This window comes from Microbacterium sp. SL62, assembly GCF_026672635.1.
Taxonomy (GTDB): Bacteria; Actinomycetota; Actinomycetes; order Actinomycetales; family Microbacteriaceae; genus Microbacterium; species Microbacterium testaceum_A.
Genome location: NZ_JAPPRM010000001.1, coordinates 1,641,765 through 1,657,717, shown reverse-complemented (window position 1 = coordinate 1,657,717; position 15,953 = coordinate 1,641,765). Strand labels below are relative to the sequence as shown.

Sequence of the window (15,953 nt, the reverse complement as noted above, 5' to 3'; positions counted from 1 at the left end):
GGTATCAGCGGGGGTGTCCGACTCCGGATGCCACGACCCGGGCACTCACCGGGGTCGCTGGGGCGGGTGACCGGCGGCGGTCGCGGGCGGATCGGTCGGGAGGAGCAGAAGGCGGGTCTGCGAGCGCGCGACCACCCAGATGACCGCGATGGCGACCCCGAACAGGACCGCGCACACCGTCACGAGCACGCCGATGGCCAACTGCACGGGCCCGGCCGCGATCGAGATGAGGACGATGCCGACGACGATCGCGATCCCCGTCAACGCCGCGATCACCGTCATCGCGATGCGGAGCGTCCGCATCGATTGCTCGGCGTGGAAGGTGGGACGCACCCCGAAGGTCGACGAGAGGTAGGCCCCCCACCGCTGACCCGTCCACCATCGATGAGCGACGCGGCTGATCGGGTACCACCCCGCGCCGGGTCCGTCGACCTCTCCGGGCAGCGGACGCACCTGCTCAGGAGCGACGGGGTCTCCGACCGGTGTCGGGATCCGTCGTACACGCGTGCTCTGCGCGGCCATCGCCAGCCACAACGCCGACAACGCGACGAAGAACACGGGCAGGATCGTGAGGGTCCGCGTGAGAACGCCGGACAGCACGAAGCACAGACCCGCGAACAGGAACATCCCTCCCGCGACCCATCCGAAGACCGGCCGCTCCAGCGTCGCCCAGTCGATCCCCGCTCTGCCGTCGCGCACGCGGGAGCCCGTCCAGATGGTGCCGTCCCACCAGCGCAGCTCGCCCGCTGTCGTGGGGTACCAGCCCGGCTCAGGCCCCGACCGCGAGGGCGCCGCGACCGGCTGAGGCGGCGCTGCGACGGGGGCCGCGGCGGCGACCGGCGCCTCGTGCACCGTCCACTGCGTTCCGTCCCACCAGCGGACGCGCCCCGGCGTCCCGGCGTCGTACCAGCCCGGTGCAGCGTTCATGCGTCCATCTCCCCCTGTGATGTGCTTCGACCGTAGCTGCTCCGCGCGGGTCGTGAGGCGTCAGCCCGCGTGCACGCCCCACCACACGAGGAACGCCGCGGCGAGCGAGGTGACCCAGCTGACCAGACTGCCGATGAGGAAGTACTCCGCGCGGTCGCCGTCGTCACGGTCTCTCGAGATCTCGGGGAAGCGCACGATCCCCTTCGCCGCCAGAACCGCGGCGAGAAGCGTGTACGCACCGGTCAGCGTCAGCACGAAGACGAGGATGCGCTCGAGCGGCCCGATCAGCCGACCGCCTTTGAGGGTCGGCACGGTGGCGCCCTCGGGGTCGGCCGCGCGCCCGCCCATCTCGGAACGCAGCGCGATGCGCACCACCGCGTTTCCCGACTCCAGCAGGAAGACCAGACAGCCGACGACGAGGACGGCCACGTCGATCGACACCGACGCTCCCGGGCGATACGCCGCCCACGCCTCGCCGAGCAGACCCGGCCGCTCCCGCCCCGGGGCGATGACCACGCACGCCGCCGCGGCGAGCGCGAGCAGGGCGACAGGCCACAGGCCCGCGCGGGCGGGACCGTCCTCGGGCACGACCCACGTCCAGATGGCGGCGACAGCGACGGCGAGGAGCCCGGCGATCACGGCGTCGAGTCCGGCCGAGAACAGCACGAGGAGCACGGATGCCACCGCGAAGGCGAGCCACCGACGCGTGCGGATCATCTGGCGCAGCAGATCGACCGCGCCGACCGCGAGGAGCAGAAGCCCGGCCGCGATCACGATCGAGCCCCCGCGGTCAGCGCCGCGAACCCCTCGACGAGCGACGCCGCCCCCGCTGTGGCGAGTGCTTGCGACACGGCGGATTGGCTGATGCCCTCGGCATCGGCGAGTTCGCGCTGGGAGCGGCCGACGCAGCGACCGTACGTGAGCCTGCGCGACCTCTCGCTCATGGCCGACACGAGCTGGTCGCGGCTCAGGGCGTAGGCGCGGGCGAGCGCGATGGTCTCGGTCATGATGGCATCCTCCCCCTCGCCGAGGACGATCCACGTGCGGGCGAGCGGCGCGGCGCGCTGCTGCAGGCGCTCGATGTGGTCGATGGCCTCTCGAGCAGCCCACCAGGCCGGCCCCTCGGGGACGGTGCGGTCGGCCAGTTCGATGGGGCGCACGTCGCCGACACCGACGCCGAATCGGCAGTCGACGTCATCGGGCAGCGCCAGGCGCAGCAGGAGCAGGGACGCGAGAGCGCTCGAGAGGTCGTCGTATTCGCCCTGCAGCTCGTCGCCGACCACGGCCGTGAGGGGGGCGGTGGCGAGGGGCAGATCGTTCTGGACGGTGGCGACGGCGTCTTCGATGGCGCGTTGCGCCCCGGCACGGTCATCGAGTCGCCGCGAGGCGACGATGTCGGCGATTACGGCGACGGTCATGAGATAAGTTTAACGCTTATTTTCTTCAAATGATAAGCGAATAACTGATACTCAGGTGATGAGTGTCCGGGATGCCGATTGCGCCCGGGCCACGAGCTCTTCGCGCTGCTCCCCCACCCGCGCCGGCGCCGTGCCTCCAACGCCCGTTCGACTCGACACCGAGCCCTCGATCGTCAGCACCTCGCGCACCTGAGGGGTGAGAGCGGTCGACACCGAAGCCAGCAGGGCGTCGTCGGCGTCTTCGAGACCGATCTCGCGCTCCTCGCACGCCCGCACGAGCGCGCCCGAGATCTCGTGGGCGTCGCGGAAGGCCACACCCTGGCGCACCAGCCACTCGGCGACATCGGTCGCGAGCGAGAAGCCCTGCGGAGCGAGTTCGGCCATGCGGTCGGTGTGGAAGCGGAGCGTCGCGATCATGCCCGAGAACGCCGGAAGTACGAGCTCGAGGGTGCGCACCGAGTCGAAGACGGGTTCTTTGTCTTCTTGCAGATCGCGGTTGTAGGCGAGCGGAAGCCCCTTCAGCGTCGCGAGCAGCCCCGACAGGTTGCCGATGAGGCGACCGGCCTTGCCGCGAGCGAGCTCGGCGATGTCGGGGTTCTTCTTCTGCGGCATGATGCTCGAGCCGGTGGAGTACGAGTCGTCGAGAGTGACGAAGCCGAACTCGCGGGTGTTCCAGAGGATGACGTCTTCGGCGAGGCGCGAGAGGTCGACGCCGATCATCGCGGTGATGAACGCGAACTCGGCGACCACGTCGCGCGAGGCCGTGCCGTCGAGGGAGTTCTCGGCGGGGCGGGCGAGCCCCAGGCGGTCGGCGACGAGCTGCGGATCGAGGCCGAGGGTCGCTCCGGCGAGGGCGCCGCCGCCGTAGGGCGACACCGAGGCGCGCACCGACCAGTCGCGCAGGCGCTCGAGGCCGCGGACGAAGGCCCACCCGTAGGCCTGGAGGTGGTGGGCGAGCAGCACCGGCTGCGCGTGCTGCAGGTGGGTGCGACCGGGCATGATCGCGCCCTCGTGCGCTTCGGCCTGGGCGACCAGGGCGTCGATCAGACGCAGCAGTTCGCGGGTGAGGGTGCGCGAGTGATCCAGCAGATACAGCCGGACGAGGGTGGCGATCTGGTCGTTGCGGCTGCGACCGGCGCGGAGCTTGCCGCCGAGGGCCGGACCCACCGTCTCGATGAGCACGCGCTCGAGCGCTCCGTGCACGTCTTCGTCACCGGGGGCCGCGACGAGCGAGCCGTCCTGCACGCGGGCCGCGAGGTCGTCGAGGCCGTCGTGCATGGCCTGCGCCTCATCGGCCGTGAGGTAGCCCGCGGCCTCGAGGGCGGCGGCGTGGGCGTGCGAGCCCTGGATGTCGTACAGAGCGAGATCCCAGTCGAAGTGGGTCGAGCGGCTCAGGGCCGCCAGCTCGGGAGACGGTCCGCCCGAGAAACGGGCCCCCCACAGGGCGCCCTCGTTCGTCGACTGACCGGTCTCGCTGCTCATGTCGTCCAGCCTACCGAGGGCCGCCGACACCGCCGGAGCCGATGACGGGCGCCGGACCCCGCGTCGGCGCCCCCGGCGCGGCATCCCGCCCCACGATCCGGCGCACGACGGCGTCGATGAACATCTCGAGAGGGCCGCGGCCGATCGTGAGCGCCCAGACCGTGCAGCCCACGAGGAGCCCCAGGGTCAGGGGCACGAACAATCCCGCCTCGCGGATGCCCCCGAGGTCGGAGGTGTCGCCCAACAGCACCAGCGCCACGACGGCCCAGACCACCAGCTGCAGCACGTACGCGGTGAGCGGCATCGAGCCGACCGCGCGCAGCGGCACCGCCACCCAGCGCAGCGGGGTACGGCACAGCAGCAGGCACACGCCGATCGTCAGCAGGGCGAAGCCGCCCGAGCCGATGACCTCCCACAGCCCCGAGGAGTGATCCTCGGCGGTCAGCACGGCGGCGAGGTAAGTGTCGCTCGCCGCGACCGGGCGCGTGGCGATCGCGAAGCCGTACCCGGCGAGCGCGAGCGAGAGCCCCGCCATCGCGAGGAGCCCCTGATCCGCGAGGCTCCGCAGATCGAGTCGCCCCACCCCCATCCCCGCGAGGAGGAACGCGATCCACACCGTGAACGGGTAGGCCCACCCGACCGCCGCTTCGAGCTCCGCGCCCCCGAGACCGGCCCAGACGGGTGCGGCGTCGAGGATCGGCTGGATCCACGGCATGACCAGCGCGAGCACGCCCGCGGCGACGAAGAGGCTGCGCGCGCGCATCCCGAGGAACGGCAGCGCGAGCACGAACAGCAGCGCGTAGGCGGGAAGGATGACGTAGACCGGCACCCCCGTCATCACCAGCAGCAGGCCGATTACCCAGAGCAGGGCTCCGCGCAGCGCCAGCCGCGCCGCCGCACGCGGTCGCCGCTGCGGCTCGAGCGGGCGGGGACCGCCGGTGACGAGGGCGATCGAGACCCCTGCGAGCACGGCGAAGAGGATCGACGAGCGACCGTTCACGAGGGTGATCCACGTGCTCGGATCGGGGGTGAGGGTGCGCTCGGTGTCGAGCAGGTGTGCGGCGAGCATGCCCAGCACCGCCAGACCCCGCGCGAGGTCCACGCCGACCAGCCGGCCCGCCCCGTCGAAACGGGACCAAGCACGGCCGATCGGCGAGGAGGTCATTGCTGGCGCAGAAGCCACACCAGAAGGGCCTTCTGGGCGTGCAGCCGGTTCTCGGCCTCGTCCCACACCACGCTCTGCGGGCCGTCGATGACCTCGGCGTCGACCTCGTAGCCGCGGTCGGCCGGAAGGCAGTGGATGAAGATCGCGTCGTCGGCGGCGCGGGTCATGAGCTCGGTCGTGACCTTGAACCCGCCCAGGTCGCGGATGCGCGCGATCTTCTCCTCTTCTTTACCCATCGACACCCACGTGTCGGTGACGACGACGTCGGCTCCGGATGCCGCGACCTCGGGGTCGCTGACCAGCGAGATCGACCCACCGGTCTCGGCGGCGATGCGCTCGGCATCGGCGATCACGTCGGCGCGGGGCGCGTAGTCGTCGGGCGCGGCAACGCGCACGTGCATGCCCGCGGTGACGCCGGCGAGGACGTAGGAGTGCGCCATGTTGCTGCGGCCGTCGCCGAAGAACGACAGGGTCAGTCCCTTCAGATCGCCCTTATGCTCGCGGATCGTGAGCAGGTCGGCCAGCAGCTGGCACGGGTGGAAGTCGTCGCTGAGGGCGTTGATGACCGGCACGCGCGTCCCGCGCGCCATCTCTTCGAGACCCGCCTGGGCGTAGGTGCGCCACACGATCGCGGCGACCTGACGCTCGAGCACGCGCGCGGTGTCGGAGGGGGTCTCCTTGCCGCCGAGCTGGCTGTTGGCGGTCGAGATGATCAGCGGCGAGCCGCCGAGGTCGGCGATGCCGACGGCGAACGAGACACGGGTGCGCGTCGACGACTTGTCGAAGATGACGGCGACCGTCTGGGGGCCTTCGAGCGGCTTCTGCGCCCAGCGGTCCTTCTTCAGCTCGATCGCGAGGTCGAGGATCTCGGCCTGCTCGGCCGGGGTCAGGTCGTCGTCACGCAGCAGGTGGCGGGTCACGCGGGGGCTCCTTCGAGGATGAGGGCGTCAGAGACGGTGGCGAGCGCGGCGCCGAAGAGCGAGAAGAACTCGTTCACCTCGGCATCGCCGATCGTCAGCGGCGGCGCGATGCGGATGGTCTCGTCGTTGGCGGCGTTGACGATCAGGCCGTGCTGCTGGGCGGCGGCCACAACCGCCTTGGCGACCGGGCTCGACAGCGCGATGCCGAGGAGCAGGCCCTTGCCACGGACACCCGCGATCAGCGGCGAGCCGAGGGCGGCGATCCCCTCGCGCAACTGCGTCTCACGAGCAGCGGCGTTCTCGACGAGACCCGCCGACTCGATCTCCTGCAGCACCGCCCCACCGACGGCGGTGCCTAGGGCGTTTCCGCCGAAAGTCGAGCCGTGAGTCCCGGGGAAGAACAGCTCGCTGGCCGCGCCGAACGTGATGAGCGCGCCGATCGGGAAGCCACCGCCGATGCCCTTGGCCACCGTGATGGCATCCGGAACGATCCCGGCGTGCTGGAAGCCGAACCACGCGCCGGTCCGACCCGCGCCGGTCTGGATCTCGTCGATGATCAGCAGCGCACCGTGGCGCGCCGTGATCTCGCGCGCCGCCTGCAGGTAGCCCTCGGGCAGCTCGACCACTCCGGCCTCGCCCTGGATGGGCTCCACGAGGAAGGCGGCGACGCGCTCGTCCATCGCGGCCTCGAGGGCCTCGATCGTGGCGTCGATGTGCTCGACACCCGGGACCATCGGCAGGAAGTCGGCCTGCAGCGCGGGCTTGCCGGTGAGAGCCAGGGCACCCATCGTGCGGCCGTGGAACCCGCCCTTGAGGGTCAGGATCCGTGTGCGGTCGGTGCCGCGACCGTGCAGGCGAGCGAGCTTGAGCGCAGCCTCGTTGGCCTCGGCGCCGGAGTTGCCGAAGTACACGCGACCCGACTCGCCCGTCCCGGCGAGGCGCTTCAGCCGCGCCGCCATCGCCAGCTGCGGGGGCGTGGCGAAGTAGTTCGACACGTGAGCGAGCGTCGCCGCCTGCTCCGAGACGGCCTTCACGAACACGGGGTGCGCGTGGCCGAGGGCGTTCACGGCGATGCCCGCGAGGAAGTCGAGGTACTTCGTGCCCTCGCTGTCCCAGACGTACGCCCCCTCGCCGCGGACGAACATCGCCATGCGGTCGCCGAAGCTGCGCACGAGGTCGCGTCCCGCGTCATCCTGCCAGGCGGCGCGCTGCGCCCCGGTTTCCTGAGTCGTGTCCGCGGTCATGCGACCACCTCCGTTCCGATTCCCTTGCTGGTGAACAGTTCGACGAGCACCGAGTGGGGCACGCGTCCATCGATGATGGCCGCGGTCGGCACTCCCCCGTCGACGGCGTCGAGACACGCCTGCATCTTCGGGACCATCCCCGACTCCAGCGTCGGCAGCATCGCGCGCAGCTCGGTCGAGGTCAGGTGTGACACGAGCGAGTCGCGGTTCGGCCAGTCGGCGTACAGGCCCGGCACGTCGGTCAGCACGACGAGCTTCTTGGCGTTGAGCGCCGTAGCGAGCGCCGCCGCCGCGGCATCCGCGTTGACGTTCAACGACGTTCCGGGGTTGTCGAGGTCGGGCGCGATGCTCGACACGATCGGCACACGGCCCGCGGCGAGGTGATCGAGAACCGGCTGCGGGTCGACCGTGACGACATCGCCGACGCGGCCCAGGTCGTGCTCGACACCGTCGACGACGACGCCGCGACGCCGTCCGCCGAACAGGCCCGCGTCTTCGCCGCTGAGCCCGGTCGCCAGCGGACCGTGCGCGTTGACCTTGGCCACCAACTGCGGGTTGATCTGTCCGGTGAGCACCATGCGCACGACGCCGATCGCCTCGGTCGAGGTCACCCGGTACCCCCCGCGGAACTCACTGGGGATGTCGAGGCGGTTCAGCATCGACGAGATCTGGGGTCCCCCGCCGTGCACGACCACGGGCTTCACGCCCACGTACCGCAAGTAGGCGATGTCGGCGGCGAAGGCATCCTGCAGTTCGTCGCTGACCATGGCGTTCCCGCCGTACTTCACCACGACGACCTGGTCGCGGTACTTGCGCACCCAGGGCAGCGACTCGACGAGCGTGACCGCCCGTTCACTGGCTTCAGCGGGATCGGTGTCTTGCAGATCGACGTGGGTCATGAGGAGTAAGCGCTGTTCTCGTGGACGTAATCGTGCGTCAGGTCGTTGGTGCGGATCGTGGCCGCGGCCTCGCCGACCTTGAGGTCGATGACGAGGTCGGTGGCGCGGGGGGTGAGGTCGACGTCCTCGCGAGGGCGATCGGGACCACCGGCCGTGCACACGCGCACGCCGTTCATCCACACGTCCACGTCGTAGGGGTCGAAGGCCGCGTCGGTGGTGCCGATGGCGGCGAGCACCCGCCCCCAGTTGGGGTCGTTGCCGAAGATCGCGGCCTTGAAGAGGTTGTTGCGGGCGACCGAGCGACCGACCTCGACGGCGTCGTCCTCGCTCGCGGCGTGCACGACCCGAATCGTGATGTCATGGCTCGACCCCTCGGCGTCGCCCTGCAGCTGCGCGGCGAGGTCGTCGCACACCCCGGCGAGGGCCGCGGCGAACTCCTCGGCATCCACTCGGATGCCGCTGGCACCGCTGGCCATGAGCGTGACCTGGTCGTTGGTCGACATGCAGCCGTCGGAGTCGAGCCGGTCGAAGCTCACACGCGTCGCCGAGCGGAGCGCCGCGTCGGCCTCCGCGGCGTCGAGCACGACGTCGGTGGTCAGCACGACGAGCATCGTGGCCAAGCCGGGGGCCAGCATCCCGGCCCCCTTCGCCATCCCGCCGATCGACCACCCGTCACCGGTGTGGATCGACCGCTTGGGCTTCGAGTCGGTGGTCATGATCGCCAGAGAGGCGTCTTCTCCGCCCTCGGACGAGAGAGCGGCGACGCCCTCGTCGACACCCTGCAGGACTTTCGCGCGGAACACCTCGTCTCCGGTGCCGATGAGACCGGTGGAACACACCACCACATCGCCCGCGCCGACGCCGAGGAGCTCGGCCGCACGCTCGGCGGTCTGATGGGTCGTCTGGAAGCCGAACGATCCGGTGAAGCAGTTCGCCCCGCCCGAGTTGAGCACCACGGCCTCGATCGTGCCGTCCGTGACGACCTGCTCCGACCACAGGATCGGGTTCGCCTTCGCGCGGTTCGACGTGAACACCGCGGCGCCCACCTTGAGCGGCCCCCGGTTCACCACCACGGCGACGTCGCGCGCGCCGGTCGACTTGAGCCCGACGGCGACTCCGGCCGCCTCGAAACCTGCGGGGGCGGTCACGCTCACGGGGCGACTCCGTTCAGGGGAAGGGCGGTGGTCTCGGCGAGACCCAGCGCCAGGTTCATGGATTGGATGGCCGCACCGGCGGTGCCCTTGACGAGATTGTCGACGGCGGCCACCACCGTCACGCGGTTCGCCGCGCGGTCGATCGCGAGCCCCATCGAGGCGACGTTCGCGCCGAGCACGTCGGCCGTGCGCGGGAACACCCCCGCGGGCAGCAGCTCGACGAACGGCTCGTCACCGTACGCGTTCTCCCACGCGCCGCGGATCTCGGCATCCGTCGCCCCCTCGCGGATCGGAGCCGACGACGTGGCGAGGATGCCCCGCGCCATCGGCACGAGCACGGGAGTGAAAGACAGACGGATGCCGTCGCTCGACGCCCCCGCGGCGACAAGGGCCTGCCGGATCTCGGGGATGTGACGGTGGGTGCCGCCCACGGCATAGGGGTTCGCCGAGCCGAGGATCTCGCTGGCGAGGAGGTTCGTCTTGGCCGACTTGCCGGCCCCGCTCGGTCCGACCGCGAGCACCGAGACGATGTCCGCGGGGTCGATGACCCCGGCGGTGACACCGGGGGCGAGAGAGAGGGCCACGGTCGAGGCGTTGCAGCCCGGGGCGGCGACGCGCGTGGCACCGCGGAGCTTCTCGCGCTGCTTCCCGCCCGCGACCGGGAGCTCGGGTACTCCGTAGGCCCAGGGGTCGGGGTGCGGCCCCCCGTAGAACTGCGCCCAGTCCTCCGCGGAGACCAGGCGGTGATCGGCTCCAGCGTCGATGACGAGGGGCGTATCGGCCAGCGCGTCGGTGTACTGCGCCGACTGGCCGTGCGGCAGGGCGAGGAACACCACGTCATGACCCGCGAGCACCTCGGGCGTCGTGGGCTGGAGTTCGAGGTGCGCGAGGGAGCGCAGGTGCGGCTGGTGGGCGACGAGCGGCTGTCCCGCACTGGAGTGCGCGGTGACGGTGCGGATCTCGACGTCGGGATGAGCGGCCAGGAGGCGGAGGATCTCGCCACCCGCGTAGCCGGAAGCGCCGGAGACGGCGACCGAGAGGGTCATGTATCCACCTTACGAGTCGGGGCTGGTGCTGAAAGCAGCGTGTACCGGGGCGGCGACGCCCGTATGCCCGACCGGAGGCGGGTTACGAGGTCGCCGAGAATCGGCGCGCGACCCGACGTCGACGCTCGCCACCGGTGCTCACGAAGAGCTCCTCGGTGCGCACGGTGATCGACGACATGTGGCGAGGGTATCCGCCGCGGAGGGCACGGGGCAAATCGTCCCCCGCCCCGCTGTGACGCCCGGCGATCCGGGCCGACACGCCCCTCGGCGACCTTGTCCCCCAAATGGGGGACGAGGTCGGGTTATGCTGTGGAACCTGCCCTCATCGCCGGGCACTTCCGACTGCCCCCTTTACCGGCGATGAGGGCAGGCCCTCGTGCGCGAACGCGCACCTGAGTGTATGCCGAACGTCAGGCGTGCGAGGACGCCGCCTCCCCCGCTGTGGAGCGGGTGAAAACGCCGAAGCGCCGAGCGGCGCAGGCCGTCGGCGCTCCAGGTCACGCGTGATCGATCAGTCGCGGATCGCCGCACCGAAACGTTCTGCCGCCACGGCGACACCGGCGAGCTTCGCCTCGGTCGCCTCGGCCGCGGTGAGGGTGCGGTCGTCAGCACGGAACCGCAACGCGAACGTCAGGCTCTTCGCGCCCTCTGAGAGACCGGGGCCGCGGTAATCGTCGACGAGCCGGGCGCCCTCGAGCAGCGGGGCTCCCCCCTCGATCAGCGCGGCGCGCACGGCACCCGCGGCGACGTCGGTCGGAACCGTCAACGACACGTCCTGGGTGGCCGCCGGGAATCCCGACAGGGATGCCGCAACCGGGCGCGCCTGCGCCAGCTCGAGCATCGCGTCGAGGTCGAGCTCGGCCACGAGAACGCGTCCGGGCAGGTCCGCCGCGGCCGCGACAGCCGGCAACAGCTCGCCGACGTAGCCGATGTCGGTCCCCGCGGAAAGGACACGGGCCGTGCGCCCCGGGTGGAGCGCCGCACGCTGCGCCTGCACGAGTTCGATGTCGAGCCCGGCGGCGGCGGTCAACACGCGCACGGCGTCCACGGCATCGGCGAGATCCGCCGCGACCGCGGGCTGACCCGGCTGCTTCACGACCGCGTGACCGGTCAGCAGAACGGCCACGTGACGGCGCTGCGGCGGAATCGACGCGTCGAGGGCCGTGAGGGTCGCGGCATCCGGCCGCACCGCCAACGGCGGCACCGACGCGGTGCCGTACTGCACGCCCGGCTTCGGGAGGAAGACCGTGCCGGCCTCGAACAGCGCGAGATCGACGATGCCGCGCGAGACGTTCCGATGCGCGACCTGCAGCAGAGCGGGGATCAACGAACGGCGCAGGAACGGAGCGAGCCCGTCGAGCGGGTTCGCGAGCTTCACGCTCGGCAGCGGATCACCCGACGGCGAGCCGTGCAGGGCGTTCTGCTCCTCGGTGGTGAAGGGGAACGACGGCGTCTCGACGAAGCCGGCCGAGGCCAGAGCGTTCGCCACGCGACGGCGCCCCTGCTGCGCGGCGGTGAGCCCGCGGCCCGACGGGGGCGTCGGGAGGACGGACGGGATCCGGTCGTAGCCCTCGATACGCGCCACCTCTTCGGCGAGCGTCCACTTGTCGCTGAGGTCGTGGCGCCACGACGGTGCCATGACCGCCCAGCCGCCCTCGCGCTCGTCGACCGCGCAGCCGATGAGGCGCAGGGCCGAGACGATCTCGTCGTCGGTGTACTCGACGCCGATCAGCCCGGGGACGAAGCCCGCGGGCAGCGTGATCGCCTCGCGGCGGTACGTCGAGCCGAGCGACCCGCCCAGCTCGGTGTCGAGAGTGCCGCCTGCGAGCTCGACCATCAGCGAGGCGACACGCTCGGCCGCCACGTACGGGACGAGCGGGTCGACGCCGCGCTCGAAACGGCGCGAGGCCTCGGAGGGCAGCTTGTGACGACGCGCGGTGCGCGCGATCGAGACCTGGTCGAAGGTGGCCGCCTCGATCAGCACGTTGCGCGTGGCGTCGCTCATCTCGGTGGGGCCGCCGCCCATCACACCGGCGAGTCCGATCGGTCCCGACTCGTCGGTGATCAGGAGGTCTTCGGCGTTGAGGGTGCGCATCTGCCCGTCGAGGGTCTCGAGGTTCTCGCCCTGCTCCGCTCGACGCACCGTGATGCCACCCTGCAGGCGGTCGAGGTCGTAGCCGTGGATGGGCTGACCGAGCTCGAGCATGACGTAGTTGGTGATGTCGATGAGCACCCCGAGCGAGCGGATACCGGCGAGCGACAGGCGCGTGATCATCCACGGCGGCGTCGGGCGCGAGGGGTCGACGTCGCGGACGATGCGCGCGACGAACTCGGTGGCGCCGTGGCGGCCGCGGATGGGCGCCTGGTCGGCGACCGTGATCGGGAAGCCCGAGGGCGTGCGCGCCACGGCCTCGTCGTGGCCGAGACCCGGGTCGCGGAAGTCCGCTCCCGTCGCGTGCGAGTACTCACGGGCGACCCCGCGCAGCGACAGGGCGTAGCCGCGGTCGGGGGTGACGTTGATCTCGACCGCGAGGTCGTCCAGACCGAGCAGGGCGATGGCATCCGTTCCGACCGGCGCGTCGATCCCGAGATCGATCAGACGCAGGATGCCGCTGTGCTCGCTGCCCAGGCCCAGCTCTTTCGCCGAGGCGATCATGCCGTCGGAGACGTGGCCGTAGGTCTTGCGGGCCGCGATCGGGAAGGGACCGGGCAGCACCGAACCGGGCAGGGTCACCACGACCTTGTCGCCCTCGAAGAAGTTGCCCGCACCGCAGACGATGCCGCGCACTCCCCCGTTCTCGGCGCCGACGTCGACCTGGCACCAGCGGATGGTCTTGCCGTTGGACTGGGGCTCGGGCGTGAACTCCTTCACCTCTCCGACGACGATCGGACCGGACAGCTCGAAGCGGTGCACGTCCTCTTCTTCGAATCCGACCGAGACGAGGGCGGCGAGGACGTCGTCGGGCGTGGCATCTGCGGGCACGTCGACGTACTCGCGCAACCAGGAGAGCGGGACGCGCATCAGACCACCATTCCGAACTGCTCGCTGAAGCGGACATCACCCTCGGCCATGTCGCGCATGTCTTGCACGTCGCTGCGGAACATGAGCGTGCGCTCGATGCCCATGCCGAAGGCGAAGCCCGAGTACTCTTCGGGGTCGATGCCCGCGGCCCGCAGCACGTTGGGGTTCACCATGCCGCAGCCACCCCACTCGATCCAGCGCGCCCCGCCCTTGAAGGTCGGATGCCAGAGGTCGAGCTCGGCGCTCGGCTCGGTGAACGGGAAGAAGTTGGCGCGGAAGCGCGTCTTGGCCTCGGGCCCGAACAGCACGCGCGCGGCGTGATCGAGCGTGCCCTTGAGGTGCGCCATCGTGATGTTCTTGTCGATGACCAGACCCTCGAATTGCGTGAAGACCGGCAGGTGCGTCGCGTCGAACTCGTCGGTGCGGTACACCCGGCCCGGGCACAGCACGTAGATCGGCAGGTCGCGCTCGAGCATCGACCGCACCTGCACGGGGCTCGTGTGCGTGCGCAGAACGAGGTGGCGGGCGACCGGGTCGACGAAGAAGGTGTCCTGCATCTGACGCGCCGGGTGGTCGACGTCGAAGTTGAGGGCGTCGAAGTTGAACCACTCGTGCTCGAGCTCGGGGCCCTCCGCGATCTCCCAGCCCATGCCGACGAAGATGTCGGACACCTGCTCCTGGAGGAGGGAGATCGGATGCCGTGCCCCGATGCGCGCGCGCTGCGGCAGCGCCGTCACGTCGACGCGTTCGGCTTCGAGCTGCGCGGCGGTCTCGGCCGCGGCCAGCTCGCTCTCGCGGGCGGTGAGCGCCTGGTTCACCCGGCCGCGCGCCTGTCCGACGAGCTTGCCGAAAGCGGCCTTCTGGTCGGGGGCGACGTTGCGCATCTGGGCGTTCAGCTGGGCGAGGGAGGACTGCTCCCCCGTGTGGGCGGAACGGGCGGACTTGAGCTCGGCCGTGGTCGCGGCGGCGGCGATGGCGGCAAGGGCCTCATCGACCGCGGAGGCGACGGCCTCAGGGGTGATCTCGGGTGCGTCGGACACGAGATGAGAGTCTACCGACGGGCGGGGACACTCCCCCGCCCGTCGTTCACTCACAGGCCGTGCGAGTCGTACTTGCCGAGCCCGCGCTGGGCGACGATGAGCTCGGTGTCGGTGCCGGTCTGGCCCGCGGGCTCCGCGGGAGCGACGTTGCCGCCCTTGGGCGAGCGGCGCAGGCCGAGCTCGACGCGGTGCGCGGTGTACGACAGGGCGAGGCACATCGCCACGTAGATGACGCTGGCGATCATCGCGGCGGGGATCAACGGAGATCCGTACTCGCCGTTCGAGCCGAGCAGACGCGCGAAGTACAGAAGTTCGGGGTACGTGATGATGAAGCCGAGCGCGGTGTCTTTCAGCGTCACCACGAGCTGGGCGATGATCACCGGGAGCATGGCGCGGATCGCCTGCGGGAGCAGGATCAGGCGCATCACCCCCGACTTGCGCAGCCCCACGGCGTAGCCGGCCTCGCTCTGTCCGCGCGGGAGCGCCTCGACGCCGGCACGGATGACCTCGGACAGCACGGAACCGTTGTAGAGGATCAGCGCGATCACGACGGCCCAGTACGACGGCATCTTGATGCCGACGACCGGCAGGCCGTAGTAGAGCAGCAGCATGAACACGAGGACGGGGACCGCGCGGAGCAGCTCGACGACCCAGCCGACCGGAAGACGCACCCAACGGTGGTCGGACATCCGGCCGATGGCGAGGATGAAGCCGAGGACGAGGGCGCCGACGGCCGCAACGGCGAACGCCGCGAGGGTCGCGAGAGTCGCCTGACCGAAACGCTCCCAGATCGCGCTGTAGGTGAAGACGTTCCACTTCGCCGCCGAGAACTGGCCGGTGTCGATGAAGCGCCAGACGACGAAGCCGATGACGGCGGCGACGAGGACGAGCGTGATGACGCCGAGGATGCGGTTGCGCAGCTGCGCGCGGGGACCCGGGACGTCGTAAAGGACGGAGGAGCTCATCGGGCGACCTTCCACTTCTTCTCGGCCGCGTTCTGCAGCGCGGCGAGCAGCAGGACCAGGATGACGAAGACCGCCATCACGAGGAGGATGGTGACGAGCTGGTTCTCGCCGTTCTCGCTCATCGACGCCCGGATATTTCCGAGATTGACCACCGAGAACCCGGCGGCGACGGTGGTGTTCTTGAGCAGGGCGATGAAGACGCTCATCATCGGGGGGATGACCGAGCGGGTCGCCTGGGGCAGCACCACGAGGGTCATGACCTGACCGAAGCCGAGGCCGAGCGCGCGAGCCGCCTCCGCCTGACCGACGGGGACGGTGTTGATGCCCGCGCGCAAGGTCTCGGCCACGTAGGTCGCGGTGTAGATGCCGAGGCCGCACACGGCGAGCGTCAAGAAGCTGCCGCGCGGGACGTCGATCAACAGGGGCACGCAGAACGCGAAGAAGAACAGCACCAGCGTGAGCGGGGTGTTGCGGATCCAGTTCACGTACACCGCGCCGACCGCGCGGGCGATGGGCACGGGCGACACGCGCATGGCCGCCACGATGAAGCCGAGCACGAGCGCGATCAGGCCGCCGCCCAAGAAGAGCACGACCGTCCCCCAGAGCGCCTGCGCCCACAGGTCGGGGTAGTCGAAGATCTGGTTCACCGTACGCTGTCCGTTCTTTCTCGT

The 15,953-nt window shown here is 70.7% G+C and carries 14 protein-coding genes; all 14 read right to left on the bottom strand.

Annotated features, from left to right (window positions below):
• Positions 1 to 45: 45 nt before the first annotated feature.
• The 14 genes from OVA26_RS07815 to OVA26_RS07750 all read right to left on the bottom strand — a co-directional run bounded on the left by OVA26_RS07815 (position 46) and on the right by OVA26_RS07750 (position 15,929).
• Positions 46 to 927: a DUF2510 domain-containing protein gene (locus OVA26_RS07815; protein ID WP_268103700.1), complete on the bottom strand. Its 882-nt coding sequence runs from the start codon at positions 925 to 927 to the stop codon at positions 46 to 48.
• A gap of 60 nt (positions 928 to 987) precedes the next feature.
• Complete coding sequence (locus tag OVA26_RS07810; protein ID WP_268103699.1) at positions 988 to 1,701, bottom strand: hypothetical protein; 714 nt, start codon at positions 1,699 to 1,701, stop codon at positions 988 to 990.
• Positions 1,698 to 2,345, bottom strand: a complete 648-nt coding sequence (locus OVA26_RS07805) for a SatD family protein (RefSeq protein ID WP_268103698.1) — start codon at positions 2,343 to 2,345, stop codon at positions 1,698 to 1,700. Before OVA26_RS07805 ends, OVA26_RS07810 begins: the two co-directional genes overlap by 4 nt.
• 51 nt (positions 2,346 to 2,396) lie before the next feature.
• Entirely contained in the window at positions 2,397 to 3,827 is a 1,431-nt protein-coding gene (gene argH / locus OVA26_RS07800) for an argininosuccinate lyase (RefSeq protein ID WP_268103697.1), read from the bottom strand.
• Between the two features lie 10 nt (positions 3,828 to 3,837).
• Entirely contained in the window at positions 3,838 to 4,992 is a 1,155-nt protein-coding gene (locus OVA26_RS07795) for a heparan-alpha-glucosaminide N-acetyltransferase domain-containing protein (protein ID WP_268103696.1), read from the bottom strand.
• Positions 4,989 to 5,912, bottom strand: a complete 924-nt coding sequence (gene argF, locus OVA26_RS07790; RefSeq protein ID WP_268103695.1) for an ornithine carbamoyltransferase — start codon at positions 5,910 to 5,912, stop codon at positions 4,989 to 4,991. Before argF ends, OVA26_RS07795 begins: the two co-directional genes overlap by 4 nt.
• Positions 5,909 to 7,156, bottom strand: coding sequence for an acetylornithine transaminase (locus OVA26_RS07785; protein ID WP_268103694.1), 1,248 nt, complete (start codon positions 7,154 to 7,156; stop codon positions 5,909 to 5,911). Before OVA26_RS07785 ends, argF begins: the two co-directional genes overlap by 4 nt.
• On the bottom strand, positions 7,153 to 8,055 hold the full coding sequence (argB, locus tag OVA26_RS07780; protein WP_268103693.1) for an acetylglutamate kinase: 903 nt from the start codon (positions 8,053 to 8,055) through the stop codon (positions 7,153 to 7,155). The genes OVA26_RS07785 and argB overlap by 4 nt, the downstream gene beginning before the upstream one ends.
• Entirely contained in the window at positions 8,052 to 9,209 is a 1,158-nt protein-coding gene (gene argJ / locus OVA26_RS07775) for a bifunctional glutamate N-acetyltransferase/amino-acid acetyltransferase ArgJ (protein ID WP_268103692.1), read from the bottom strand. The genes argB and argJ overlap by 4 nt, the downstream gene beginning before the upstream one ends.
• Positions 9,206 to 10,255: an N-acetyl-gamma-glutamyl-phosphate reductase gene (argC, locus tag OVA26_RS07770; protein ID WP_268103691.1), complete on the bottom strand. Its 1,050-nt coding sequence runs from the start codon at positions 10,253 to 10,255 to the stop codon at positions 9,206 to 9,208. Before argC ends, argJ begins: the two co-directional genes overlap by 4 nt.
• 511 nt (positions 10,256 to 10,766) lie before the next feature.
• Complete coding sequence (gene pheT, locus OVA26_RS07765; RefSeq protein ID WP_268103690.1) at positions 10,767 to 13,277, bottom strand: phenylalanine--tRNA ligase subunit beta; 2,511 nt, start codon at positions 13,275 to 13,277, stop codon at positions 10,767 to 10,769.
• A complete protein-coding gene (gene pheS / locus OVA26_RS07760; RefSeq protein WP_268103689.1) occupies positions 13,277 to 14,317 on the bottom strand; it encodes a phenylalanine--tRNA ligase subunit alpha in 1,041 nt (346 codons plus the stop codon). Before pheS ends, pheT begins: the two co-directional genes overlap by 1 nt.
• Before the next feature lie 50 nt (positions 14,318 to 14,367).
• Positions 14,368 to 15,282 (bottom strand): amino acid ABC transporter permease, encoded by a 915-nt coding sequence (locus OVA26_RS07755; RefSeq protein WP_268103688.1) that lies wholly within the window; start codon positions 15,280 to 15,282, stop codon positions 14,368 to 14,370.
• Positions 15,279 to 15,929, bottom strand: a complete 651-nt coding sequence (locus OVA26_RS07750; protein ID WP_268103687.1) for an amino acid ABC transporter permease — start codon at positions 15,927 to 15,929, stop codon at positions 15,279 to 15,281. The genes OVA26_RS07755 and OVA26_RS07750 overlap by 4 nt, the downstream gene beginning before the upstream one ends.
• Positions 15,930 to 15,953 lie beyond the last annotated feature (24 nt).